Genomic DNA, 23,605 nt, shown 5'->3' on the forward strand with positions numbered 1-23,605 from the left:
TGCCTTACAGGGTGCGCTGGAACAGTTCGCGGCCGATCAGCATGCGGCGGATCTCCGAGGTGCCGGCGCCGATTTCATACAGCTTGGCGTCGCGCCACAAGCGGCCGGTCGGATATTCATTGATGTAGCCGTTGCCGCCAAGGATCTGGATCGCCTGGCCGGTCAGCCACGTGGCCTTCTCGGCGGCGTACAGGATCGCGCCGGCCGCATCCTGGCGGGTGGTACGGCCCTGGTCGCAGGCGCGCGCCACGGCATACACATAGGCGCGGCAGGCACCAAGGCCCACGTACATGTCGGCGATCTTGGCCTGGATCAGCTGGAAGCTGCCGATCGGCTCACCGAACTGGTGGCGTTCGTGCACGTACGGCATGACCACGTCCATGGCTGCAGCCATCAGGCCCAGCGGGCCGCCGGACAGCACCACGCGCTCGTAGTCCAGGCCGGACATCAGCACGCGCACCCCGCCGCCGACCGCCCCCAGCACGTTTTCTTCGGGAATCTCGCAGTCCTGGAACACCAGTTCGCAGGTGGGCGAGGAGCGCATGCCCAGCTTGTCCAGCTTCTGCGCGGTGGAGAAACCCTTCATGCCCTTCTCGACCAGGAACGCGGTGATGCCCTTGGCGCCGGCTTCGACATCGGTCTTGGCGTACACCACCAGCACGTCGGCGTCGGGGCCGTTGGTGATCCACATCTTGTTGCCGTTGAGCACGTAGCGGTCGCCGCGCTTGTCCGCGCGCAGCTTCATCGACACCACGTCCGAACCCGCACCCGGTTCGCTCATCGCCAGCGCGCCGACCTTGGCGCCGCTGCACAGGTCCGGCAGGAAGCGCTGCTTCTGCGCTTCGGTGCCGTTCTTGCGCAACTGGTTCACGCACAGGTTCGAGTGCGCGCCGTAGGACAGGGCGATGCCGCCGGAGGCGCGGGAGATTTCTTCCATCGCCACCACGTGGGCCAGGTAGCCCATGCCGGTGCCGCCGTATTCTTCTTCCACGGTCAGGCCCAGCAGGCCCTGTTCGCCCAACTTGGGCCATAGTGCCAACGGGAACTGGTTGGTCGCGTCGGCCTCGGCCGCGAGCGGCGCGATCTCGGCAGCGGCAAAATGGGCCACGCTCTGGCGCAGCAGGTCGATATCTTCGCCGAGGTCGAAGTTCAGGGATGGCACGTGCATTGCGATGGCTCCGCGAGGGAAGGTGGGGAATGGACGCACCCGGAAGGGGAAGCGGGCCGCTGTTCACAGCAGCAGCCCGCGCGGGCGATTGGACCCCAGCGTAGCGGGGTTCGGGTAAGAAGTGAATACAAATTCAAAAATTGAAACCAGACTCAGAACATGGCCTACAAACGCTCAGCATTGATGGAAGAACGCCTGGCCGGGGCCCGTGAACGGATCCTGCTGGCCACCCGCGAACTGGTCGCCACCGGCGGCTGGCGCAACGCGCCGGTAACCGCCGTGGCCACCCAGGCCGGGGTCTCCACCGGCTTGATCTACCGCCACTTCCCGTCCAAGGCCGAGTTGTTCGTGGAGGTGCTCAATGCTGCCGTGGCCCACGAGGTGGCGATCATGGAACGCATCGCCAGTGCGCCGCAGCCGGCCAGCGTGCGCCTGCGCCAGGCCATCACCGCCTTCGTCCGCCGCGCCCTGGCCGGCCCGGGCCTGGCCCATGCCTTCATCGTCGAGCCGGTGGATCCGGATGTGGAAGCCGAGCGCATGCGCGGCCGCCGTGCCTTCGGTGACGTGTTCCTGCGCCTGGTGGAAGAGGGCGTGGCCGCCGGTGAACTGCCGGCGCAGGACGCGCATGCTGCCGCCGCCTGCTTGGTGGGTGCCTTCACCGAAGCGATGGTCGGCCCGACCGCGCCCAGCCGCGAAGCGCACCGCGACGAAGACGCGCTGGTCGAGGCCATCTGCAGTTTCTGCCTGCGGGCTGTTGGCGCAGGGTGATGCCGCTGTTGCGCGTTCGTCGGGGTGCCGCCGCATGCTGCGCCGCACCAGCCCTGACGCCTGTTGTCGTGCGCGGCGTGCGTTCTATACTCGGCCCATCACGCAGTCGCTCAGCCGTGGTCCAACGACTATCAGCCAGGGGTAACGAAGAGTGCGGAATTACGATCTGGAGTTCCTGAAACGCTTCTCCATGGTGATCGCGCTGTTGATGGCCATCACCCTCGGTCTGATCCTCCTGGCCGCGTTCATCCACACCCGGATTCCGCCCGAGGTGTCGCCCACCGCCGCCAAACGCACCGAACAGCGCATTTCGCCTACCGGTGCGGTGTACGCCGGCAGCACCGGCGCGGCCGCGCAGGCTGCTGCGCATGCCGCCGCGCTGGCCAAGGCCGCCTCGCAGGTGGCCTACGGGGGTACCAAGGACGGCAAGGTGATCTTCGACAACCTGTGCACCGCCTGCCATACCACCGGCGTGGGCATGGCGCCGACGCTGGACCACTCGCACTGGGACAAGCGCCTGGCGCAGGGCAAGGACACCCTCTACAAGCACGCCATCGAGGGCTACACCGGCCCCGACGGCGGCATCATGCCGCCCAAGGGCGGCAACCCGGCGCTCACCGAGGAGCAGATCCACGCCACCGTGGACTGGATGCTGGGCAATCTGAAGTAGCGGACGCCGCCGCGTCCGCTGGTAGTGCCGGCCGCTGGCCGGCAGCCTCATGATCTTTGGTAGTGCCGGCCGCTGGCCGGCAGCCACGCATCGCATGAAGGTCATGAGGTTGCCGGCCAGCGGCCGGCACTTCCCGGCTTTGCCCACCAAGGCCGGAACCCCGCCGCCCAGGCGGGGTTTCGCATTTCAGGGTTAGTCTGTGCGCCTCTTTCGTGGAGTCGTCTGTCGATGCGTCGCCGTTCCCTCGCCCTTGCCCTGTCCCTGCTGATGCCGGCATCCGCTTTCGCCCAGGCCCAGCCGCAGGTTGCGCCGACCTCGGCGCCTGCGCCACGCAGCCCCGCCACCGTCACCCTGGCCGCCGCGCCGGCCGACTGGCGTGCACTGGATGGGCAGCACGTGCGCATCGCCGCGCCGCTCACCCTGGCCGGCACTGATGGCCTGGAACGCTTCGGCCAGCTCACCGTCGCCTTCGATGGCCGCCTGTGGCAGCCGACCGAAGTGGCCGCGCCCGGCAGCGCTGGTATCGAACAGGTGATGGCCGACAACCAGCGCCGCCGCCTGCTGCTGGACGATGGCAGCGATGCGCGTGATCCGGCCAGCGTCGGTTACCTGCCGGGCAATCCGGTGCTGCGTACCGGCATGCAGCTGCGCAACGTGGAAGGCACCGTGCGCGTAGATGCACAGGGTCGCCCCAGCCTGCAGGTCGACGGTGTACTGAAGCTGCCGGAACTGCAGCGCCCGGCCGTGCCGACCGTGCCCGGCCGCCTGCACATCGCCGCCTTCAACCTGGAGAACTTCTTCAACGGCGACGGTCAGGGCGGTGGATTCCCGACCCTGCGCGGCGCGCGCACGCTGGACGAGCACAAGGCGCAGGTCGGCAAGCTGGTCGCCACCGTCAACGCGCTGGGTGCCGATATCGCCGCGCTGATGGAACTGGAGAACGATGGTTACGGACCGCAGTCGGCCATCGCCGAACTGGTGGATGCACTCAATGCCGGTCTCGCGGCGGACAAGCAGTGGGCATTCGTTGATGCGGGGCAAGGCCCCGGCAGCAATCCGATCCGCGTCGGCATCATCTACCGCAAGAGCGAATTCAAGCCGCTCGGCACGCCGCTGACCAAGCTCGACGGTCCCTTCGTCGAACACAGCCGTGCGCCGCTGGCACAGGCCTTCCAGGGCAAGGGCGCACCGTTCATGGTGGTCGCCAACCACTTCAAGTCCAAGGGCTGCCGTGATGCCAGTGGCGCCGACGCCGACCGCAATGACGGGCAGGGCTGCTGGAACGCCACCCGCGTGGAATCGGCCAGGCAGCTCCACACCTGGGTGCAGGCCGAAGCCGCGCGCCTGAAGGTGAAGGACGTGGTGCTGATGGGCGACTTCAACGCCTACGCGATGGAAGATCCGATCCGTACCCTGCACGACCTGGGCTGGCAAGATGCCTTCAAGGTGGCCAAGGTCGAACAGCCCTACAGCTACGTCTACAACGGCTACACCGGCCGCCTCGATCACGCGCTGCTCAGCCCGACCATGGCCAAGCGCCTCGCCGGCGCCGCCGAGTGGCACAGCAATGCCGACGAGCAGGACGCCAGCGGCTACCAGGGCCGCAACGTGCAGGGCCCGTGGCGCAGCTCCGACCACGACCCGCTGCTGCTGGGCTTCGACAAGTAAGTCCTCGCCGGGGTCGGATCCCATTCCCACGGAATGGCTCTGACCCCGGGCATCACTTACCCCCAGGCGATCAACCCGATCGCCAGCACCGCCAGCGCCAGGCCGGCCCGGTTCCAGCGCGTGGTCGGCTCGCCGAAGGCGAACACACCCACCAGCGCACCCAGCACCACCACGCCGATGTTCATGCCGGCGAACACGGTGGCCGGGCTGTCCGGCATCGACTGGTGCGCATGCACGTAGAACAGGATGTTGCCGCCATTGAGCAGGCCCAGCAGTGCACCCGCACCCAGGTTGCGCCAGGCCAGGCGGCTGCGCCCACTGAAATGCCGCCACAACTGCAGCGCCAGCATCAGCATGAAGGCCACGCTGAAACTGGCCAGCACCGCGGCCATCGACGGCGTGCCCGACAGCGCCACCTGCTTCAGCAGCACATCCACCACCGCAAAGCCGGCCCACACGCCCAGCAACCAGCCCCAGCCGCCGGCTGAAGCGGCCACCGCGGGACCGCGCGGGCGCAGGCTGATGGCCACCATCGCCAGCAGGCCCAGGCCCAGCCCGACCAGCTTCCACGGCGTTGCGGTCTGCCCGAAGAACAGGAACGCCGCCGCCAGCGACAGCAGCAGCGACAAGCGCTGCGCCACGTCACTGCGGACGATGCCGGCCACCGCCACCGCGCGGCCCAGCACCAGGAAGATCGAGGGCAGCACCACCGCCAGTGCCAGCAGCGAAACCCACGGCGCATGCGGGGCGCGCAAGGCGTCCAGCGGCGGCTGCAACACCACTGCTGTCATCGTCGCGGCGACCAGATAGTTCCAGGTCACCATCTGTGCAACATCCAGCTGGCGACGGCCAGCCAGCTTCAACAACACCGAAACCAGCACACTGCAGATCACGGCCAGGGACAGGTAGAACATGGGGCGGGCACAGGGCTGGGGCGGGGGACGTTATCATGGTGCCATGCACAAGCCCTCGTTCCCTGTCGCCGCTGGCGAAACCGCATGCCTGGTGCTGGATGGCCCGGTTGGTCCGCTGGAAGTGGTCGTCGACCTGCCCAAGGCCGATGTGCCGATGCAGCCGATCGTGGCCGTCATCTGCCATCCGCTGTCCACCGAAGGCGGCACCCTGCACAACAAGGTGGTCACCATGACCGCCACTACCCTGCGCGAGCTGGGTATCGCCACGGTGCGCTTCAACTTCCGCAGCGTCGGCGGTTCTGCCGGTGAATTCGACCATGGCCTGGGCGAGCAGGAGGATTTGAAGGCTGTTACCGCCTGGGTCCGCCAGCAGCGTCCCGACGACCGACTGTGGCTGGCCGGCTTCAGCTTCGGTGCGTTCGTTTCACTGAAGGCCGCCGCCGAGCTGCAGCCCGAAGCGCTGATCTCGATCGCGCCGCCGGCGGGCCGGTGGGACTTCGGCGGCATTGCGCCGCCGGCCCGCTGGCTGGTGATCCAGGGCGAGCAGGATGAAATTGTCGACCCGCAGGCCGTCTACCAGTGGTTGGACACCCTCGATGCGCCGCATGAGCTGGTGCGCATGCCGGACACCAGTCACTTCTTCCACCGCAAGTTGATCGACCTGCGCGGCGCGCTCACCCACGGCGTCAAGCATTGGCTGGGCACGGCGGCATGAGCGAGGTGGAACTGACCCCGACGCAGCGCTACGCGGCCGGGGTGGAACGCGGCGATTGGCAGAACGACCCGGCCCAGCATGCGGCGTTGGCCGAGCTGGACCGGATCCACCTGGCCCTGGTGGACAGCGCCGAGGACGGCTGGCTGGACCGCCTGTCCTCGTTCTGGAAGAAACCCGAGCCGGTCAAGGGCCTGTACTTCTGGGGCGGAGTCGGCCGCGGCAAGACCTTCCTGGTCGACCTGTTCTACGACGGCCTGCCGATCAAGCAGAAGTACCGCACCCACTTCCATCGGTTCATGCGCAACGTTCACGAGCGCCTGCGCGAGCACCAGGGCCAGAGCGATCCGCTGGCGAAGATCGCCCAGGAATGGCGCAGCAACCTGCGCGTGCTGGTGCTGGACGAATTCTTCGTCACCGACATCGGCGATGCCATGCTGCTGGCGCGCCTGCTGGAGCGGATGTTCGCCGAGGGCGTGACCCTGGTCACCACCTCCAACACGGCGGTGGAAAACCTGTACCTCAACGGCCTGCAGCGCGAGAGCTTCATGCCGGCCATCGGCCTGCTGCAGCGCTACTGCGTGGAGCTGTACGCCGAAGGCACCGAGGACTACCGCATGCGCGCGCTGACCCGTTCGCCGGTGTACCGCGCGCCGCTGGCCGCCGACAGTGACACCTGGCTGGCCACGCGCTGGGGCGAACTGAGCGGCGGCCAACCGGCCAAGGCGGGCAACATCGAGATCGAGAGCCGCAAGATCCCGGTGCGTGCGCGTGGCAAGAGCATTGCCTGGTTCGACTTCGCCGCGCTGTGTGAAGGCCCGCGTGGGCCGTCGGATTACATCGAGATCGCGCACGAGTTCAACACCGTGCTGCTGGGCGGCATTCCGGCCTTTGATCGCCTGAACGAGGATGCCGCGCGCCGCTTCGTCAACCTGATCGACGAGCTGTACGACCGCCACGTCAATCTGGTCTGCACCGCCAGTACTTCACCGGTCGAGCTGTACACCGGTACCCGGCTGCAGGGCGCGTTCGAGCGCACGGCCTCGCGCCTGATCGAAATGCAGAGCGCCGAGTACCTGGGTACCCCGCACCGGGCGTGAGGGATAGTGCCGGCCGCTGGCCGGCATCTGCTCGATGTTTCCAATGGGCATGATGTTGCCGGCCAGCGGCCGGCACTACCTGATGCCGCCCCGTCCACCGGCTGCCCACTGTCTGCCCACCACCTATCCACAGACTTGTCCCTCGCCTGCGTGGTCCTGTCATGTGAAGCTGGCATTGTTCTGCTGGTGGGGTGCTGATTACCGCTACCACGACGCTTTTCGGGCTTGACTGCGCAGCCCGTTCCAGCAGGTCCAAAGCGTCCAAACCGGGCGCCGCTGGCACGATCCTTGCGGCGCAAGGGATTGCCGAATTTCACTACATTTGGCGTTGACGGACCCAGCTACCCCCACTATCTTGTGGCTGTCGGCGTTGGGGACCCCAAGCCGCCGGGTCCACGGAATGGATCGCCGGAGCCTCCGGTGATGCCCCTCCACGCCCGCAGCGGCACCGGTCAGCACTGCCAGCAGCAGCCACAGGCGCAGGTCTCAATTCCTGCGACACCGGTCTGCCACTCTGGGGTGTCACGTCCCGGGCCGCGTCATCCGATGCACCGAGCCACCATCCATCACGCCAAGAGGACACACGCCGTGACCACCGAGACCAGCGCCACCATCGAGAAGGAAAGCGAATTCCTGTTGACGTCGCCGCCGACGTCCAACGCGATGAGTGTGACCAAGCGCAATGGCACGACCGAGCTGGTGGATCTGAACAAGATCGTCCGCGCGGTGCAGCGTTCCTCCGAAGGCCTGCACGCCGTCGATCCGATGCGTGTGGCCACCCGCACCATTTCCGGCCTGTACAACGGCGCCACCACGCAGGAGCTGGACGAACTGTCCATCCGCACTGCGGCGCTGCTGATCGGTGAAGAACCCGAGTACGGCCGCCTGGCCGCGCGCCTGCTGGCCAACTTCATCGCCAAGGAAGTGTCCAACCAGGAAATCCACGCGTTCTCGCAGTCGGTGGGTCGTGGCCACGAAGTGGGCCTGATCAACGACCGCCTGCTGAACTTCGTGCAGACCAACGCACGCAAGCTCAACGATGCCATCGATATCTCGCTGGACCTGAACTTCGATTACTTCGGCCTGCGTACCCTGTACGACCGCTACCTGCTGCGTCATCCGCACACCCGCAAGGTGATCGAGACCCCGCAGCAGTTCTTCCTGCGCATCGCCAGCGCGCTGAGCGAGGACGTGCCGGAAACCCTGGCGCTGTACAAGCGCATGGGCAACCTGGACTACCTGCCGTCCAGCCCGACCCTGTTCAACTCCGGCACCACCCACGAGCAGCTGTCCTCGTGCTTCCTGCTGGACTCGCCGCAGGATTCGCTGGAATCGATCTATTCCAAGTACGGCGACATCGCCCAGCTGTCCAAGTTCTCCGGCGGCATCGGCGTCAGCTACACCCGCGTGCGTTCGCGTGGCTCGCTGATCAAGTCGACCAATGGCCACTCCAACGGCATCGTGCCGTGGCTGAAAACCATGGATTCGTCGGTGGCTGCGGTGAACCAGGGTGGCAAGCGCAAGGGCGCGGCCTGTGTGTACCTGGAAACCTGGCATGCCGACATCGAGGACTTCCTCGAGCTGCGTGACAACACCGGCGACGAATCGCGCCGTGCGCACAACCTGAACCTGGCCAACTGGATCCCGGACCTGTTCATGAAGCGTGTCGAATCGGACCAGGAATGGTCGCTGTTCGATCCGCGCGTGGTGCCCGAGTTCACCGACCTGTTCGGCGAAGCCTTCGAGGCCGCCTACCTGCAGGCCGAAGCACAGGGCAAGGCCAATCGCACCATCTCCGCACGCAAGCTGTACTCGCGGATGATGCGCACCCTGGCCGAGACCGGCAACGGTTGGATGACCTTCAAGGACAAGTGCAACCGCGCCAGCAACCAGACCCTGCGCGCTGGCAACGTGATCCACCTGTCCAACCTGTGCACCGAAATCCTGGAAGTCACCTCGGCTGAAGAGACCGCGGTGTGCAACCTGGGGTCGATCAACCTGGGCAACCACTTCGACGGCAACGGCGAGTTCGATTTCGACAAGCTGGCCGACACCGTGCGCCTGGCTGTGCGCCAGCTGGACCGCGTGATCGACCTGAACTTCTACCCGATCGAATCGGCACGTCGCGGCAACCTGCGCTGGCGTCCGGTCGGCCTGGGCTGCATGGGCCTGCAGGACGTGTTCTTCCGCAAGCGCCTGCCGTTCGATGGCGCCGAAGCCCGCGCGCTGTCGAAGAAGATTGCCGAGACCATCTACTTCCACGCGCTGGAAACCTCGGTCGAACTGGCCCAGGAACGCGGCAAGCACCCGTCCTTCGCCGACACCCGTGCGGCCAGCGGCGAGCTGCAGTTCGATGCCTGGAACGTGGTGCCGGAAGACTCCGCGCGCTGGGATGCCCTGCGTGAGCGCATCAAGGAACACGGCCTGCGCAACTCGCTGATGATCGCGATTGCCCCGACCGCCACCATCGCCTCCATCGCCGGTTGCTACGAGTGCGTGGAACCGCAGGTGTCCAACCTGTTCAAGCGCGAGACGCTGTCCGGTGACTTCCTGCAGGTGAACCGTTACCTGGTGAACGAGCTGAAGAAGCTGGGCCACTGGACCCCGGAAATGCGCGATGCGATCAAGCTGGCCGACGGCTCGATCCAGGCCATCACCCAGATTCCGGAAACGCTGCGCCACGTCTACCGCACTGCATGGGAACTGCCGATGCGTTCGCTGATCGACATGGCCGCCGACCGTGGCGCCTTCATCGACCAGTCCGCCTCGCTCAACCTGTTCATGGAAAGCCCGAGCATCGGCGCGATGTCCTCCATGTACATGTACGCCTGGAAGCAGGGCATCAAGACCACCTACTACCTGCGTTCGCGTCCGGCCACCAAGATCGCCAAGACCACCGTCAGCCACACGGCCAGCGTTGCGCCGGAAAAGGTGTTCAGCCCGGAGGAGGCCATCGCCTGCTCGCTGGAGAACCCGGAAGCCTGCGAAGCCTGCCAGTAAAAAAGAAGGGCCCCGAGCGGTAACTCGGGGCCCTTCTGATGCTTCACAAAACATCCAACGTTTGGTCAGGGTGTTCTTGCTCTGCTACTTCGTCTAGGAAGTTCGACAACTATACCTTTTCTGCAATTCGAAAAGGTTAGACGCAGATCAAGATTCGAGACCAAGCCCCCTGAATCGTTAAGAGGCTTGATCATGAGTAGAAATACTAAAACTAGCTCCGCTTCGGCTGCCTCGTTGGCGGCACGGACTCTCAACAATGGAAGCTCGTCCGGACTTGAGCGATCTCTCGCTGCCTCGGTGTTGGCTCAGCGTGGGACTGCCAGTCAAACCGGAGCTCGAATGGAAGAGCGTGCAGGCCGCGCATTGAACAACGATCGATCGTCTGCCACCACGCGTACATTGGCAGCAAGCTTGGTGTCACAGTCGAACAAGGCTCGATAGCAGGACCTAGCTGGGCTACTTCAAGTAGCCCAGCCCTTCTAGATAGCTTAGTCATCGGTTGTACAAACAATCTCAGCACGATTCCAAGGAGTTAGCTAATGCAAGATCCTCGAATCAGTTTGAATAAGCTTGGTGAATACATGACGGCGCCGACCCCGTCGCGACGTAAACGTATTGTTTCAGATCAACGGACACCGCAGCCCTTTATTGCTGCGCGCTACAAAGATGCTCGAGAGGCGATTGTTGATTTCGTCGTCTCCGGTATGAGTGATCGTGCCGGGTTGTTATCCGTGGCTTCTCGGCTTCGCAAGAGCCGCGAGGGTTCTGAGTTCGCGATCAATGATCGAATCGCCTCGGCCGACGCCATTGAGAGCTTTATTGAGGCTGTTGGTGACATTGATCTCGGTGACTGCATTGCTGTGTCTATGCCAGGTACGACTTCCCAAGGTATGACGATCTCTGGTGTGTACGTATCTGTCCGGCCTGATATCTATCTGCGGAACTGGATGACTGGCGAGATTGAAGGGGCTCTCAAGCTTCATTTTCCCAAGACTTCGCCTTTGACCTCAGCTGGCGCGGAGTACGTTGCTACGGCGATGCGTGTTTACATGGAACTCGAGAAAGGTAACTCGCATGTGGATCACCGCAAGTGTTACGTCGTTGATGTGCCGACCTCATCCGTGACCGTTGCGCCGAAGGCGCACGTCAGGAAGATGAAGGACATTGAGGCGGCATGCGAGGAGATCGCGATCCGGTGGTTTAGCGGATCAGCCGCAGCGTAGTTTTGGACTAATATTGGACCAGTCGCCGGGCCACCTTGGCCCGGCAGAAATTGAAGAGATATAGAAATGACATCAGCCACCCGCAAGCAGATGCTGCTCGATCCCGGTTTTGAACTGACCCTGCGCCCGATGCGCTACCCGCAGTTCTATGACATGTACCGGAACGCGATCAAGAACACCTGGACGGTGGAAGAGATCAACTTCCAGATCGACATCAGCGACCTGCACAGCAAGATGTCGCCGGGCGAGCGTCACCTGATCCACCGCCTGGTCGCCTTCTTCGCCACCGGTGATTCGATCGTGTCCAACAACCTGGTGCTGAACCTGTACCAGCACTTGAACGCGCCCGAAGCGCGCATGTACCTGTCGCGCCAGCTGTATGAAGAAGCGTTGCACGTGCAGTTCTACCTGACCCTGCTGGACAACTATCTGCCGGATCCGGACGAGCGCGTCAAAGCCTTCGCCGCGGTGGAGAACATCGACTCGATCAAGAAGAAGGCCGATTTCTGCTTCAAGTGGATCGACTCGATCCAGGACCTGAAGCGCATCGAGACCCGCGACGAGCGCCGCCAGTTCCTGCTCAACCAGATCTGTTTCGCTGCGTGCATCGAAGGCCTGTTCTTCTTCGCTGCGTTCGCCTACGTGTACTACTTCCGTTCGCGCGGCCTGCTCAATGGCCTGGCCTCGGGCACCAACTGGGTGTTCCGCGACGAAAGCGCGCACATGGATTTCGCCTTCGAGTGCGTGGACGTGATCCGCGAGGAAGAGCCGGATCTGTTCGACGATAAGATGAAGCAGGATGTCTACGACATGCTGGCCGAAGCCATCGAGTGTGAAGTGCAGTTCGCCGAGGACGTGCTGTCCGGTGGCGTGGCAGGCATCTCCACCCGTGACATGCGCCAGTACCTGCAGCATTGCGCCGACAACCATTTCCATCGCCTGGGCATGGAGCGCAAGTACAACGTGCGCAACCCGCTGAGCTTCATGGAACTGCAGGACGTGCAGGAACTGACCAACTTCTTCGAACGCCGCGCCTCGGCCTACCAGGTGGGCGTGAAGGGCGAAGTCGCCTTCGACATGAACTTCTGATCGAACCGGTCAGGTGTGTTGCGTCGAAAGACCCCGGCCACCGCCGGGGTTTTTTGTATTTACGGTCGTGCGACGCGCGCAATGACGTAATCCGCATCGATGGTTGATAACGACCCTGCGCGTCGGCTCCGCCCGCAACGTGCAGGCATGTCGCGTAAGCCACTGGAAACACGCTGTTTCCGCTGCACATCATGGCGCGCTGCTGGCGTACCAGCAGCCGGGACTGCAATCCCGTGAAAGAAGTCAGAGTTAGGCTCATCAACCGTCGCCGGCATTGTCCGGTGGCGGTTGGTGGACCGTCGCACGCCTATGGCGGGCGATGCGTTGGAGGGCGAGAGCCCACCGGTTCTTCACTGACTTCTTTCCGGGATTGCAGCCACGCATCGTCCGCCACCCTCACCGGTGGCCTGATCCGTAGTGGAGGCACCACCATGAGCACCGATCCGACGAACGCGCATGAACTCAACCACCTGCTGCTGCGTCTGCAGCGCCTCATGCAGGGCATTGAAGGCACGGCGCTGCTGCTGTGCGATCACCAGCTGGCGCAGGCCAACGGCGAAACCTCGCCGCTACAGGGCAAGCGACTGGCCGATGCCACGCACGCGATGCTGTGTCTGGCCGTCAACGGCCGCCGCTGCGCCGAAACGATGGCGCAACTGGTCGCCGAACCGACCGTGCACTGAAGGTAGCGCCGGGCCACGCCCGGCGAGCGCGCAGCGCGGGAGGTTCTCGTAGTGCGGCAGGCAGTGCGCCGGGCGCGGCCCGGCGTTACCGCCGCCCATCCACCGCCATGCGCACCGCCAGCCCGGCAGAGGGCTTCGATATACCGAGCCGACGTGTCACATCGGCGCTTGAGTGCCCACGGCCAGTGACCTGCTTGACTCCGACGTCGTGCTAGATTCGCGAAAGTGGGACTCCCGCGAGAGGTACTTTCATGGATGCATCGGTCGAGAAATGCACTTCTTCATCAAAAGGTGGACTTCGGCGCCGCCCCTGGGTAGCAGGGTATCGCTGCCTCACAATCACTATTGCAGCGTTGGTACTGTCAGCGTGTTCGAGCGGTGCACGCCCAACCCCCTCGCATCATTTGAATCAAAGACAGTCCGTCAAATCAGGGAGTGAAATTGGTATGGAGCGATTCAAGTACGACATCGAGCGTTTGGCAGGCGTGCGTTTTGATGATGTCGACGCATTGAATGAACAACTTCACACGCACCTGGGTGCACCGACGCGACAGGGCCTGCGGGACGAGCGGGTCGCAGAACGCGGAAGGTTGGGCGACCTTGAGGTCCGGAACATCACCCTGAGAAGTGTTCCCGACGATCCTGCGCATGCGAAGCTGACATTTGATGTCGCGCCACCCAGCATTCTGCTCGAGGAGATCATCTGGGAGGACTCCACCCTATACCCCCCTCACCCCGATGCGCCTGGCTCCCGCCCTTACTGGTCCGCGAAGGTGAACGGTGCTGAGGTCGTCCTCAGTCTCGCCCCAGACAACGTGACACTGACCCGCGTACTGATCAGTCACCGCTGATCCCCTGTCATTGCGAAGGAGCCGCGCCATGGAGCGTACTGAAGAAGTTGGACTGCCACAGTCGCAGGAGGGGGGGCGCCCTGGCGCCGCACGTCGTCCAGCATCGCCATCGGCCGACCCCTCGTTGGCGCCGCTTCTGGCGAAATCCCCAACACTCCGAGCGGGTCTCGCACAGGCCGAACGCGACGATCTTGATAACGTCTGGGGACAAGCCGGTATGGGCACCTATCTTGTTCCCCGTGAGAAGATCGTTATTGACGAAAACGCGATTGGGCAAGGCTCCCGAATCGCACGTTCACTTTCTCACGAAGTTGGACACCATCTCTTCACCGAAGGCCCGGATCGGACTTCCAAGCAATCCTATGTAAACAGCATGTTGCGAGGAGAAGCCGCCGCGACGCTCAGCAATGTCCAGATCCAGCGCGAAATTGTCGCCGCTGGTGGTCCGGACATTGGCGTTTCCGGCACAGGTAACCGGCCACAACAATATGGAGCCATTGCGGCGGAACTCCAGGCCGGACGGATCAACCGTAGCCAAGCACTGGATCAGATCGCCGAGGTTTTCAAGACGGAGACTCCGTCTGTTGGTCCTCATGCGAACTACGAGCTTTACTACGGCGCATATTATGACCAGCACATAGCGCCCTCGCAGCGGCAGCGACGACGCAGGCCAGAGCCAGAACTTGACGCCGAGCGCACCGCAGTTGCGGAGAGAGTTGGCACTCCCGCCGACGACTCACCGTCGCTACATCGAGTGTCTTCTTCAACAGCTGAACTTGGCGATGCAGACCGTGCTCTCTATATGCAGATCAGGGCTGGTGTGGAACGCTTGGACACCGAGCATGGGAAGCCGTGGGACGAGTCGAGTCAGCGCATGTCCGCAAGCCTGCTGGTACTGGCGAAGGAGCAGGGGCTTTCGCGGGTTGACCATGTTGTGCTCAACAACCCGACAGAAAGCCTGGCTCGTGGGGAGAGGGTCTTCATAGTGGAGGGGGCAATGGATGATCCTGCCCATCGCCGAGGACACATGAATACGATGGATGCGCTTCGTGCGCCTGAAGCGGAGTCGCTTCATCGTGCTGATGCATTGAGTCAATCGCAAGCAGCGATCCTTGAACAACAGCCGGCACAGCTTGTCCATACGCAGGAAAGTCCATCGTTCTTGAGATAGGAGTATCGCTGCGGTATCGGAAGGGTCATCACCGCCGCCCATCCACCGCCATGCGCACGGCCAGGCCGGCCAGCACCGTGCCCATGAACCACCGTTGCACCGCCTGCCAAATGGGGCGGGCGGCCAGGAAGCCGGCGATGCTGCCTGCCATTATCGCGATCACCGCGTTCACGCTCACGCTGACCAGCAGCTGGGTGGAGCCCAGCACCAGCGACTGCATCAGCACTCTGCCCTCGCTGTCCGGGTGCAGGAACTGCGGCAGCAGGGACAGGTACATCACCGCGACCTTGGGGTTCAGCACGTTGGTCAGGAAACCCATCGCGAACAGCTTGCGTGGGCCGTCCACCGGCAGGTCACGCACCGCGAACGGCGAGCGGCCGCCGGGCTTCAGCGCCTGCCACGCCAGGTACAGCAGGTACAGCGCGCCGCCGATGCGCAGCGCGTCGTAGGCAAACGGCACGGTCATCAGCAGCGCGGTGATGCCCAGCGCCGCGCACAGCATGTAGAACACGAAGCCCAGCGCCACCCCGCCCAGCGAGATCAGCCCGGCCATGCGGCCCTGGCAGATCGAGCGCGAGATCACGTAGATCATGTTCGGCCCGGGTGTCAGCACCATGGCCAGCGAGACAAGGGCGAAGGCCAGCAGGTCGGACGTGGCGGGCATGGTGGGTTCACACAGTGGGGGTGCCGAAGTGTAGCGCCGCCTGCATGCTACCTGCCTTAAAATCCGTCTCACCCCACACCCGAACCGCCCCCATGACCCCCATCCCCGAGACCGTGCCGCCGACCGAAGTGCGCATGGCCGAAATCGTCTTTCCCAACCACACCAACCACATGGGCACCCTGTTCGGCGGCCAGGCGCTGGCATGGATGGACAAGGCCGCCTTCCTGGCCGCCGCCCGCTACTCGCGCCGCACCGTGGTGACCGCGCGCAGCGACCAGGTCGATTTCAAGCTGCCGATCCGCATCGGCCAGATGGTGGAGACGATCGGCCGCATCGTCGAGGTTGGCCGCAGCTCGATGAAGGTCGAGGTGGAGCTGATCGCCGAGGACCTGCACAGCGGCGAGCGCAAGCTGTGCACCCGCGGCCACTTCGTGATGATCGCCCTGGGCGACGATGGCCACCCGGTGACCGTGCCGCAGCTGCCCGGCGCGCCGGCGGCCTGAGCCGATGCTTGCGGGGGCGCCGATGCGCCCCCATCTGGCTGTCATGACCCCGCCGCTGACCGACTTCATCGACCGCGCCCAGCGCCTGTTCGTGCTGACCGGGGCCGGCTGCAGCACCGCCTCGGGCATCCCCGATTACCGCGATGCCGATGGCCAGTGGAAGCGCACGCCGCCGGTGACCTACCAGGCCTTCATGGGCGAGGCCGCCACCCGCCAGCGCTACTGGGCGCGCAGCCTGCTGGGCTGGCCGCGCTTCGGCCAGGCCCGGCCCAACGGCACCCACCAGGCGCTGGCCGCACTGGAGGACAGCGGCAAGCTGCAGGTGCTGCTGACCCAGAACGTGGATGGCCTGCACCAGCGCGCGGGCAGCCAGAACGTGATCGACCTGCATGGCCGCCTGGACCTGGTGCGCTGCATGGGCTGCGAACGCCGCAGCGAGCGTGAGGCGTTGCAGCAGCGGCTGCTGCAGGCCAACCCCGGCTGGGAATCGCTGCAGGCCGGTATCGCGCCCGACGGCGATGCCGATCTGGAAACCGACTTCTCCGCGTTTGCTGTGCCGGACTGCCTGCACTGCGGTGGCCTGCTGAAGCCGGACGTGGTGTTCTTCGGCGAAAACGTGCCGCGTGAGCGCGTGGCTGCGGTGCACGACCACCTGCAGCAGGCGGATGCGGTGCTGGTGGTGGGCTCCTCGCTGATGGTCTATTCCGGCTTCCGCTTCGTGCAGGCCGCGGCCAAGGCGGGTCTGCCGGTGGCCGCGCTGAACCGTGGCCGCACCCGTGCCGACGATCTGCTGCAGTTCAAGGACGAGCGCGACTGCGCCGAGGCGTTGGCCGGCTGGGTGCGCTGACCGTCTGTGGCTTCCCACGAAACAGCGATCCACCCACACGGTTGATCTATCGGCCGCACAGCGGTGCAATACGCACCCCCTTTGGTACACCCCCACTGCCGTGAGCCAGCTGTTTTCGCCGATTTCCTTCGGCCCCCTGACCCTGTCCAACCGCATCGTCGTCGCGCCGATGTGCCAGTACTCTGCCGAAGACGGCCGCGCCAGCGACTGGCACGCCATGCATCTGGGCAACCTGGCGCAGTCCGGTGCGGGCCTGTTGATCCTGGAGGCCACCGCGGTCGAAGCGCGCGGCCGCATCAGCTGGGCCGATCTGGGCCTGTGGGACGACGGCACCGAAGCGGCCCTGGCGCAGGTGCTGGCCAGCGTTCGCCGCTGGTCGCCGATGCCGCTGGGCGTGCAGCTGGGCCATGCGGGCCGCAAGGCGTCGGTGAATCGTCCCTGGGACGGCGGTGGCCAGCTGCCGGCCGATGATGCACTCGGCTGGACCACGGTTGCGCCGTCGCCGCTGCCGTTCCATGCCGCCGACCCGGCACCGCAGGAACTGGACGAGGCCGGTATTGCCGAAGTCGTTGCCGCTTTCGCCGCCAGTGCGGTGCGCGCCGAGCGCCTGGGCTTCGAGCTGATCGAGATCCATGCTGCACACGGCTACCTGCTGCATCAGTTCCTGTCGCCGCTGAGCAACCGCCGCACCGATGGCTACGGCGGCTCGCTGCCGAACCGCCTGCGGATGCTGGTGGAAGTGTTCGACGCGGTGCGTGCCGCAGTGTCGGACAAGGTCGCCGTAGGCGTGCGCATCTCCGCCAGCGATTGGGTCGAGGGTGGCTGGGACATCGTGCAGAGCGAGGCGCTGGCACAGGTGCTGGACGCGCGCGGCTGCAATTTCCTGCATGTGTCCAGCGGCGGCCTGCACGAGCGCCAGAAGATCAGTGTTGGCCCGGGCTACCAGGTGCCGTTCGCGGCGGCGATCAAGGCCAAGAAGGTGCGCATGCCGGTGATCGCGGTGGGCATGATCACCGAGCCGGAGCAGGCCGAATCGATCCTGCGCCACAACCAGGCCGATGCCATCGCACTGGCCCGCGGCATCCTGTACGACCCGCGCTGGCCGTGGCACGCCGCTGCTGCACTGGGCGACAGCGTGGTGCCGGCACCGCAGTACCTGCGCTGCGAACCGCGCGACGCACGCGGCGTGTTCAGCCCGCGCTGAGTACTACACTTGCCAGGCCGGCGGCAGGCCGGCCTGCAGGTGCTCGAACAGCGCGCGGATCTTGGCGGTGAAATCGCGGCGGTCGCTCACGCAGAAGTAGACGTCCATCGGTTCCGGCTGCCAGTCGGTGCCGCAACCGAACACGCACTGCAGGCGACCATCGCGCAGGTAGGGCTCGGCCACGAACGCCGCCAGCCGGGTGATGCCGGCACCGGCGGCGGCCAGCTCGGCCAGCGCATCGATGTCATCGCAGACCATGCTCGGCGGCAGCGCGGCATCCACCCGCTCGCCGTTCTTCAGCAGGCCCCAGCGCAGCGGCCGGCCATCGGTGGGAAAGCGATGCAGCAGGCCGCGATGGGCGGCCAGCTGCGCCGGTTGCAGCGGCGTGCCGTGTGCCTGCAGGTACGCCGGCGAGGCGCAGAACACGAACGGGATGCGTGCCAGTGGACGTGCCACCAGCCCGTCCTCCAGCTGCGCACCGATGCGGATGCTGGCATCCACCGCCTCGGCACCGTGCTGCACAGCGCGATCGGTCAGGCGCAGTTCCAGCTGCAGCTGCGGGCACCGCTGCTGCAGTGAGGGCAGCAGCGGTGCCAGCACGTGCCGGCCGAACGCGCTGCTGCTGGCGATGCGCAGGGGCCCGGCCGGTTCCACGTCGCCGGCGGTGACCATCGCCTGCGCGCGCGCCAGGTCGGCTTCGATATGCCGCACCTGCGCCAGATACACCGTGCCGGCCTCGCTCAGCGCCAGCTGGCGCGTACTGCGGTTCAGCAGCCGCACGCCCAGGTGGGCCTCCAGCCGGTTGATGTTCTGGCCCACGGCGGTGGCGCTGATGCCAAGGGTGCGCGCCGCAGCGGCAATGCTGCCGGTCTCTGCGGTGCGGGTGAAGCTGCGAATGAGCTGCAACAGGTTCATGACCGACCAGCTTGCCATGCGGAAGGCCAAGTATCGCTTGGGTCTGTCCCAAGCGCCGCTTTGCCCGCGAACCCCGGCGGCCGGTGGCATAGGAATTGTTGCAATGCAGGCGTTGCGAGACCGGACGCACAATCCTGCCGCAACGCCCCGCACTACGCTGACCACGGCACGTTCGCCGCATACAGGAGTTCATCATGCAGAGCTGCACGCGCTTCTCTTTGTTTGCACTGGTGCTTGCCTACTCCGCTGCCGCTGCCGCTGCCGCTGCCGCTGCCGCTTCCGCCCAGACGGGCGATGGTGTGCGGGAATCACTACGTGAGCAGGTGCTCGTCGCGCAGAAGAACGCGCAGATATCCAGCGCAGCGCGCCTGGACAGCTACCTCGCCGTGATCCCCGTGGATTCGCCGCTGACGCTCCTGTCCGTGGACGGGCTGGAGCAGTTCCTGACCTCGCTGTCATTCAACGAGAACGGCCTGGTTGGCTACTCGACGGAAGCCATCGCCAGCGAGCTGAGCTACAGTCAAGCCCACCGGCTGCTGTCGCTGTTCGGTGCCGAACGCACACTCCGGCTGATGCCAGGGTTGCGTGTCGAGAATGAGGTTGATCTCGATATCCACCGCTCGTATGTCCAATCCGGTGAGCTCGTGGAGGATCACATGGGATATCGATGTGTCGCCCGTGCAACGTGCAGAGAGTCCACAGAGTACGTCTGCATGGCGGGTTGTTGAGCGCGCATGCTGCTCCTCGAATGGATGCTTGTTCTAGGAGCTGCGTCCAGTATCAGCCCTGTATCCATATGTAAGGTCGATACCTACACACAGCTGTTGAAGGCGGAGGCGACAACGCTGAATGCACCTGCACGTGATCGCATCGAGGCGCTGTCGCACATCTACGTTGCGGGTCGCCGGGCATCACGTGCGGTCGGCTGCAGAAACAAGGACCGCGTCATCGAGGACCAGTTCAAGGCTGCGGCGCTGTTCGCCAACTACGTACCGGATGCCGAACCGCTGCGCAATGCGTTGGCACAGTACGGCCTGTTGGTCGAGCGCGGCACCGCCGGCGCTGAGCATCATCGCAGGCTGATAGGACTACATGTGGCAAGGGGCGATTTTGCCCAAGCAGAACGGCTGCGTCGGCAGTGGCTCAGCAATCTCCCGGCGCTTCCTCGGGTTCTTCCGGGCCGCTTCCCGCCCGGCCTGCCCGTGTACGCTGTCCAGGCTGACGGTTCCCTCGTTCGTGATTCGATACGGCTGAGCGGAGACCAGGTTGTTGCCATCGTTCATCCGCGTTGTGGCCACTCACGAAGAGCCCTGCAGAGCATTGTCGCCCAACCTGCCTATCAGGGGCTCCGCGCCAAGCTGGTGTTGGTAGTGCCCAATGGCCCGCACTGGGCCGGCGATAGCATCGCCGAATGGAATGGACTTCATCCTGAGCTGCCGATGAGCGCGATGTACATGGACAAGAGGTGGGCGGCTTTCGACCGTCAGCAGACTCCGGTCTTTCACCTTGTTCGCGAGGGTAGGATCATTGAAACTGGAACCGGTTGGCGAGGTGCGGGGGAGGAAGTTGCTCCAATCATGCGCGCTCTTCGCCTTGCCTTTGACTGATGGTTGCATTTGACATGATCGTGCACCACGGGAGTGCGCTGCCCTACACTCCGGCGATGCGCCCCGATTCCATCCTCACTCTCTCCTGTCCCGACCGTACCGGCATCGTCTACCGCGTGTCGGGCCTGTTGTTCGACCACGGCTGCAACATCCTCGACGCCCAGCAGTTCGGCGACGAGGAGAGCGGTCGCTTCTTCCTGCGCGTGCACTTCGACCGCGATGCGGGCCTGCCGCTGGACACCGTGCACACGGCGATGGCCGCAGTGGCAGCGGACTTCGGCATGGACTGGCAGCTGCATGATGGCCGCCGCCGGCCGCGCCTGCTGGTACTGGTCAGCAAGCAGGGCCATTGCCTGAACGATCTGCTGTTCCGTGCGCACAGCGGCCAGTTGAAGGTGGACATCGCTGCGGTGGCCTCCAACCATGCCGACTTCGCAGCACTGGCAGCGTCCTACCAGGTGCCGTTCCACCACCTGCCGGTGAACGCCGACACGCGCGCGGCGCAGGAACAGCAGATCATCGATCTGGTCGAGCGCGAGCGCATCGACCTGGTGGTGCTGGCGCGCTACATGCAGATTCTCTCGCCCACGCTGTGCCGTGCGCTGGCGGGCAGGGCGATCAACATCCACCACAGCTTCCTGCCCAGCTTCAAGGGCGCGCAGCCGTACCACCAGGCGCACGCGCGCGGGGTCAAGATCATCGGCGCCACCGCGCACTACGTCACCGAAGACCTGGACGAAGGCCCGATCATCGAACAGGACGTGGCCCGCGTGGACCACGCGATGACCCCGCGCGAACTGGTACGGCTGGGCAGCGATACCGAATCGCAGGTGCTGGCGCGGGCGGTACGCCGGCATGTGGAGCACCGCATCCTGCTCAACGGGCACCGCACGGTGGTGTTCCGATAGTTCCGACAGGAATACCAGCGCACGCGCGCCCGGGTAGTGCCGGCCGTTGGCCGGCAGCCACGGAACCTGTGCAGATGCCGGCCAGCGGCCGGCACTACCATCGGTCCCTGCAGGGGCGAAATTACAGAATCGCGATCCTCGCCTTCGCCAGGGCATCGCGCACCATGACGTCATTGGCCTCGGTCACCGGGCGGGTCAGCTCCCACAGGAATTTCACCCGGAACCCCGACTTCACCGCGTCCTGCGCGCTCCACAGCACGCAGTAGTCGCGTGCCAACCCGCACACGTGCACCTCGCGGATGCCGCGTTCGTGCAGCCAGCCGGCCAGTCCGGTAGCCGGACGCGTGCCATCGGGGCCGTGGTTCTCGCGGAAGGCGCTGTACGAATCCACCTGCTGGCGGGTGCCCTTGCGCAGGATCAGGTCGGCCACGGTCCAGTCCACGCCGGGGTGCAGGGCGGCGCCGGTGCTGCCCTGCACGCAGTGGTCCGGCCACAGGGTCTGCGGCTGCGCGTGCAGCAGGATCGCTTCAAAGGGCAGATGCCCCGGATGCTGGCTGGCAAACGAGGCATGGTCGCCTGGGTGCCAGTCCTGGGTGGCCACCACGGTGCGGTAGCGGCGCTCGGCCAGCAGCGCGTTGATCGGTGCCACCAGCGCATCGCCCTGTTCGCAGGCGAGGGCGCCACCGGGCATGAAGTCCGGCTGCAGGTCGATCACCAGCAGGGCGACATCAGCGGGCAGGGTGGTCATGGCAGGTCCGGTACAACGCAGGAGGGGCGAACAGCGTGGCCGCCCCTCGCGTGCACGTCAATCGCCGCTGGCGGCGTCATTGTCCTGCCCGTAATACAGCAGGCCGATCCTGATGCGTTCGCGGCCGTTCTCGCGACGATGACGGTTGGCGTCGCGCAGCGAGTAGACGCAGCCACAGTATTCCTGCTGGTAGAACTGCTCGCGTTTGCTGATCTCGACCATGCGGCTGGCACCGCCGCCCTTGCGCCAGTTGTAGTCCCAGTACTGCAGGCCCTCGTAGCGCGAGGCGGCGCGCACACCGCAGTCGTTGATCTGCGCCATGTTCTTCCAGCGCGAGATGCCCAACGATGAGCTGATGGTGTCGTAACCATGTTCGTGCGCGTACAGCGCGGTGCGCTCGAAGCGCATGTCGAAGCACATCGTGCAGCGGATGCCACGCTCGGGTTCGTTCTCCATGCCACGCGCACGGCTGAACCAGTTGTCGGTGTCGTAGTCGCAGTCGATGAAGGGGATGCCGTGCTGTTCGGCGAAGCGGATGTTCTCCTGCTTGCGCAGCTCGTATTCCTTCACCGGATGGATGTTGGGGTTGTAGAAGAAGATCGCGTAGTCGATCCCGGAGGCAGTGATCGCCTCCATCACTTCGCCCGAGCATGGCGCACAGCACGAGTGCAGCAACAGGCGCTGGCCGTTGTCGGGAAGGGTCAGGGTGGGGCGTTGGAGCTCGGTCATCGTCGGGTGCATCTGGGCGTGGGCAGCAGGTCTGGACGGAAACCGTGAACAGGACGCGCGCGGCCACACCGCCTGCACGCGCAGGACGACGATGGCCCCGGCAACCTCCCCGCGGAGATTCCAGGTCGAGTCAGGGGACGGTCGCGTCCCCCGGCCGGGGCCGGTATTCGGGCTGATGGACACGGGCCGGCTGGCCCACCTACTACCTGCCGCTTCCCAGGCGCGAGCCCAGTGCTGTTGGCAGGATTCGTTTCCATTCACCGCTGCGGGGCAGCTCCGGAATGGGCGCGCGAAGCGCCTTCACCGGATTCCCGTTTAAATCCATCCCCTCGCATGAACGCCAGGATGGATACCTTCGGCAGGTGCAAGGTGGACCCGTTGGCAGTCTTGGTCAAGGGACACCATCACGCGCCGAAGCTGTGGCTGCCTTCTCAGGCTGTGAGAGCGTGTCTTGCCATACTGG

General features: G+C 65.0%; 23 protein-coding genes and 1 riboswitch. Of the genes, 17 read left to right on the forward strand and 6 right to left on the reverse strand.

Translation table 11 applies throughout. From position 1 onward, the window contains the following. Window positions 1–4: 4 nt before the first annotated feature. Complete coding sequence (locus tag AC1DKR_RS07550; RefSeq protein WP_025875795.1) at window positions 5–1,168, reverse strand: isovaleryl-CoA dehydrogenase; 1,164 nt, start codon at window positions 1,166–1,168, stop codon at window positions 5–7. A gap of 159 nt (window positions 1,169–1,327) precedes the next feature. On the opposite strand from AC1DKR_RS07550, the gene AC1DKR_RS07555 reads away from it, so the two are divergent. The 3 genes from AC1DKR_RS07555 (at window position 1,328) to AC1DKR_RS07565 (ending at window position 4,274) form a co-directional block, all read left to right on the forward strand. Beyond that, complete coding sequence (locus tag AC1DKR_RS07555) at window positions 1,328–1,936, forward strand: TetR/AcrR family transcriptional regulator (protein ID WP_025875794.1); 609 nt, start codon at window positions 1,328–1,330, stop codon at window positions 1,934–1,936. A gap of 151 nt (window positions 1,937–2,087) precedes the next feature. Further along, window positions 2,088–2,606, forward strand: coding sequence for a c-type cytochrome (locus AC1DKR_RS07560; protein ID WP_088100772.1), 519 nt, complete (start codon window positions 2,088–2,090; stop codon window positions 2,604–2,606). A gap of 228 nt (window positions 2,607–2,834) precedes the next feature. Continuing rightward, the gene (locus tag AC1DKR_RS07565) at window positions 2,835–4,274 is read left to right on the forward strand and encodes an ExeM/NucH family extracellular endonuclease (RefSeq protein WP_478032075.1); all 1,440 of its coding nucleotides are present in this window, start codon (window positions 2,835–2,837) and stop codon (window positions 4,272–4,274) included. 56 nt (window positions 4,275–4,330) lie between these two features. Here AC1DKR_RS07565 and AC1DKR_RS07570 read toward each other — a convergent pair whose 3' ends face one another. Continuing rightward, the gene (locus tag AC1DKR_RS07570) at window positions 4,331–5,188 is read right to left on the reverse strand and encodes an EamA family transporter (RefSeq protein ID WP_478032077.1); all 858 of its coding nucleotides are present in this window, start codon (window positions 5,186–5,188) and stop codon (window positions 4,331–4,333) included. A gap of 43 nt (window positions 5,189–5,231) precedes the next feature. On the opposite strand from AC1DKR_RS07570, the gene AC1DKR_RS07575 reads away from it, so the two are divergent. The 8 genes from AC1DKR_RS07575 to AC1DKR_RS07610 all read left to right on the forward strand — a co-directional run bounded on the left by AC1DKR_RS07575 (window position 5,232) and on the right by AC1DKR_RS07610 (window position 15,017). Beyond that, a complete protein-coding gene (locus AC1DKR_RS07575) occupies window positions 5,232–5,903 on the forward strand; it encodes an alpha/beta hydrolase (RefSeq protein WP_447944485.1) in 672 nt (223 codons plus the stop codon). Next, entirely contained in the window at window positions 5,900–7,000 is a 1,101-nt protein-coding gene (gene zapE, locus AC1DKR_RS07580; protein ID WP_059064012.1) for a cell division protein ZapE, read from the forward strand. Before AC1DKR_RS07575 ends, zapE begins: the two co-directional genes overlap by 4 nt. 588 nt (window positions 7,001–7,588) lie before the next feature. Further along, window positions 7,589–10,000, forward strand: coding sequence for a ribonucleoside-diphosphate reductase subunit alpha (locus tag AC1DKR_RS07585; protein WP_478032080.1), 2,412 nt, complete (start codon window positions 7,589–7,591; stop codon window positions 9,998–10,000). Between the two features lie 539 nt (window positions 10,001–10,539). After that, the gene (locus AC1DKR_RS07590; protein WP_165375997.1) at window positions 10,540–11,223 is read left to right on the forward strand and encodes a hypothetical protein; all 684 of its coding nucleotides are present in this window, start codon (window positions 10,540–10,542) and stop codon (window positions 11,221–11,223) included. Between the two features lie 66 nt (window positions 11,224–11,289). Further along, window positions 11,290–12,312, forward strand: coding sequence for a ribonucleotide-diphosphate reductase subunit beta (locus AC1DKR_RS07595; protein WP_478032082.1), 1,023 nt, complete (start codon window positions 11,290–11,292; stop codon window positions 12,310–12,312). 431 nt (window positions 12,313–12,743) lie between these two features. Beyond that, window positions 12,744–12,995: a hypothetical protein gene (locus tag AC1DKR_RS07600; protein ID WP_447944487.1), complete on the forward strand. Its 252-nt coding sequence runs from the start codon at window positions 12,744–12,746 to the stop codon at window positions 12,993–12,995. A gap of 446 nt (window positions 12,996–13,441) precedes the next feature. Further along, on the forward strand, window positions 13,442–13,846 hold the full coding sequence (locus AC1DKR_RS07605) for a hypothetical protein (RefSeq protein ID WP_312786613.1): 405 nt from the start codon (window positions 13,442–13,444) through the stop codon (window positions 13,844–13,846). A gap of 28 nt (window positions 13,847–13,874) precedes the next feature. Further along, the gene (locus tag AC1DKR_RS07610; protein ID WP_478032085.1) at window positions 13,875–15,017 is read left to right on the forward strand and encodes an XVIPCD domain-containing protein; all 1,143 of its coding nucleotides are present in this window, start codon (window positions 13,875–13,877) and stop codon (window positions 15,015–15,017) included. Between the two features lie 28 nt (window positions 15,018–15,045). On the opposite strand, the gene AC1DKR_RS07615 is transcribed toward AC1DKR_RS07610, so the two are convergent. Then, the gene (locus AC1DKR_RS07615; protein WP_447944489.1) at window positions 15,046–15,681 is read right to left on the reverse strand and encodes a LysE family translocator; all 636 of its coding nucleotides are present in this window, start codon (window positions 15,679–15,681) and stop codon (window positions 15,046–15,048) included. Window positions 15,682–15,773: 92 nt separating this feature from the next. Between AC1DKR_RS07615 and AC1DKR_RS07620 the strand changes: the two genes are divergently transcribed. The 3 genes from AC1DKR_RS07620 (at window position 15,774) to AC1DKR_RS07630 (ending at window position 18,235) form a co-directional block, all read left to right on the forward strand. Beyond that, window positions 15,774–16,184 carry an acyl-CoA thioesterase gene (locus AC1DKR_RS07620; RefSeq protein WP_025875773.1) on the forward strand — a complete coding sequence of 137 codons (411 nt, stop codon included), beginning with the start codon at window positions 15,774–15,776 and terminating at the stop codon, window positions 16,182–16,184. Window positions 16,185–16,227: 43 nt separating this feature from the next. After that, window positions 16,228–17,031, forward strand: coding sequence for an NAD-dependent protein deacetylase (locus AC1DKR_RS07625; protein ID WP_478032088.1), 804 nt, complete (start codon window positions 16,228–16,230; stop codon window positions 17,029–17,031). A gap of 100 nt (window positions 17,032–17,131) precedes the next feature. Beyond that, window positions 17,132–18,235 carry an NADH:flavin oxidoreductase/NADH oxidase gene (locus tag AC1DKR_RS07630; RefSeq protein WP_478032090.1) on the forward strand — a complete coding sequence of 368 codons (1,104 nt, stop codon included), beginning with the start codon at window positions 17,132–17,134 and terminating at the stop codon, window positions 18,233–18,235. A gap of 3 nt (window positions 18,236–18,238) precedes the next feature. Here the strand turns inward: AC1DKR_RS07630 and AC1DKR_RS07635 are convergent, their stop codons facing one another. Continuing rightward, on the reverse strand, window positions 18,239–19,150 hold the full coding sequence (locus AC1DKR_RS07635) for a LysR family transcriptional regulator (RefSeq protein WP_478032092.1): 912 nt from the start codon (window positions 19,148–19,150) through the stop codon (window positions 18,239–18,241). Between the two features lie 194 nt (window positions 19,151–19,344). Here AC1DKR_RS07635 and AC1DKR_RS07640 point away from each other — a divergent pair, with 194 nt between their 5' ends. Genes AC1DKR_RS07640 through purU form a run of 3 tightly spaced genes read left to right on the forward strand, consistent with a single transcriptional unit; the run spans window position 19,345 to window position 21,665 of the window. After that, entirely contained in the window at window positions 19,345–19,878 is a 534-nt protein-coding gene (locus AC1DKR_RS07640; RefSeq protein ID WP_478032094.1) for a hypothetical protein, read from the forward strand. Between the two features lie 6 nt (window positions 19,879–19,884). Next, window positions 19,885–20,757 (forward strand): hypothetical protein, encoded by an 873-nt coding sequence (locus AC1DKR_RS07645; RefSeq protein ID WP_447944492.1) that lies wholly within the window; start codon window positions 19,885–19,887, stop codon window positions 20,755–20,757. A 56-nt stretch (window positions 20,758–20,813) separates the two neighbouring features. Next, complete coding sequence (gene purU, locus AC1DKR_RS07650) at window positions 20,814–21,665, forward strand: formyltetrahydrofolate deformylase (RefSeq protein ID WP_478032181.1); 852 nt, start codon at window positions 20,814–20,816, stop codon at window positions 21,663–21,665. A 121-nt stretch (window positions 21,666–21,786) separates the two neighbouring features. Here the strand turns inward: purU and pncA are convergent, their stop codons facing one another. Beyond that, window positions 21,787–22,413 (reverse strand): bifunctional nicotinamidase/pyrazinamidase, encoded by a 627-nt coding sequence (gene pncA / locus AC1DKR_RS07655; protein WP_442244002.1) that lies wholly within the window; start codon window positions 22,411–22,413, stop codon window positions 21,787–21,789. Between the two features lie 57 nt (window positions 22,414–22,470). Next, a complete protein-coding gene (locus AC1DKR_RS07660) occupies window positions 22,471–23,142 on the reverse strand; it encodes an epoxyqueuosine reductase QueH (protein WP_312786999.1) in 672 nt (223 codons plus the stop codon). Window positions 23,143–23,283: 141 nt separating this feature from the next. Continuing rightward, a riboswitch (cobalamin riboswitch) is annotated at window positions 23,284–23,514 on the reverse strand. Between the last annotated feature and the right edge of the window lie 91 nt (window positions 23,515–23,605).

Source organism: Stenotrophomonas sp. 01N47 (genome assembly GCF_056399165.1).

Excerpts from the sequence above, each read along its gene's own strand:
- AC1DKR_RS07645 (WP_447944492.1), top strand. The coding sequence starts at position 19,885 with ATGCTGCTCCTCGAATGGATGCTTGTTCTAGGAGCTGCGTCCAGTATC.
- AC1DKR_RS07615 (WP_447944489.1), bottom strand. The coding sequence starts at position 15,681 with ATGCCCGCCACGTCCGACCTGCTGGCCTTCGCCCTTGTCTCGCTGGCC.
- AC1DKR_RS07605 (WP_312786613.1), top strand. The coding sequence starts at position 13,442 with ATGGAGCGATTCAAGTACGACATCGAGCGTTTGGCAGGCGTGCGTTTT.
- AC1DKR_RS07660 (WP_312786999.1), bottom strand. The coding sequence starts at position 23,142 with ATGACCGAGCTCCAACGCCCCACCCTGACCCTTCCCGACAACGGCCAG.
- AC1DKR_RS07640 (WP_478032094.1), top strand. The coding sequence starts at position 19,345 with ATGCAGAGCTGCACGCGCTTCTCTTTGTTTGCACTGGTGCTTGCCTAC.
- AC1DKR_RS07570 (WP_478032077.1), bottom strand. The coding sequence starts at position 5,188 with ATGTTCTACCTGTCCCTGGCCGTGATCTGCAGTGTGCTGGTTTCGGTG.
- AC1DKR_RS07595 (WP_478032082.1), top strand. The coding sequence starts at position 11,290 with ATGACATCAGCCACCCGCAAGCAGATGCTGCTCGATCCCGGTTTTGAA.
- pncA (WP_442244002.1), bottom strand. The coding sequence starts at position 22,413 with ATGACCACCCTGCCCGCTGATGTCGCCCTGCTGGTGATCGACCTGCAG.
- AC1DKR_RS07610 (WP_478032085.1), top strand. The coding sequence starts at position 13,875 with ATGGAGCGTACTGAAGAAGTTGGACTGCCACAGTCGCAGGAGGGGGGG.
- AC1DKR_RS07620 (WP_025875773.1), top strand. The coding sequence starts at position 15,774 with ATGACCCCCATCCCCGAGACCGTGCCGCCGACCGAAGTGCGCATGGCC.
- AC1DKR_RS07550 (WP_025875795.1), bottom strand. The coding sequence starts at position 1,168 with ATGCACGTGCCATCCCTGAACTTCGACCTCGGCGAAGATATCGACCTG.
- AC1DKR_RS07575 (WP_447944485.1), top strand. The coding sequence starts at position 5,232 with ATGCACAAGCCCTCGTTCCCTGTCGCCGCTGGCGAAACCGCATGCCTG.
- zapE (WP_059064012.1), top strand. The coding sequence starts at position 5,900 with ATGAGCGAGGTGGAACTGACCCCGACGCAGCGCTACGCGGCCGGGGTG.
- AC1DKR_RS07565 (WP_478032075.1), top strand. The coding sequence starts at position 2,835 with ATGCGTCGCCGTTCCCTCGCCCTTGCCCTGTCCCTGCTGATGCCGGCA.
- AC1DKR_RS07600 (WP_447944487.1), top strand. The coding sequence starts at position 12,744 with ATGAGCACCGATCCGACGAACGCGCATGAACTCAACCACCTGCTGCTG.
- purU (WP_478032181.1), top strand. The coding sequence starts at position 20,814 with ATGCGCCCCGATTCCATCCTCACTCTCTCCTGTCCCGACCGTACCGGC.
- AC1DKR_RS07635 (WP_478032092.1), bottom strand. The coding sequence starts at position 19,150 with ATGAACCTGTTGCAGCTCATTCGCAGCTTCACCCGCACCGCAGAGACC.
- AC1DKR_RS07555 (WP_025875794.1), top strand. The coding sequence starts at position 1,328 with ATGGCCTACAAACGCTCAGCATTGATGGAAGAACGCCTGGCCGGGGCC.
- AC1DKR_RS07625 (WP_478032088.1), top strand. The coding sequence starts at position 16,228 with ATGACCCCGCCGCTGACCGACTTCATCGACCGCGCCCAGCGCCTGTTC.
- AC1DKR_RS07590 (WP_165375997.1), top strand. The coding sequence starts at position 10,540 with ATGCAAGATCCTCGAATCAGTTTGAATAAGCTTGGTGAATACATGACG.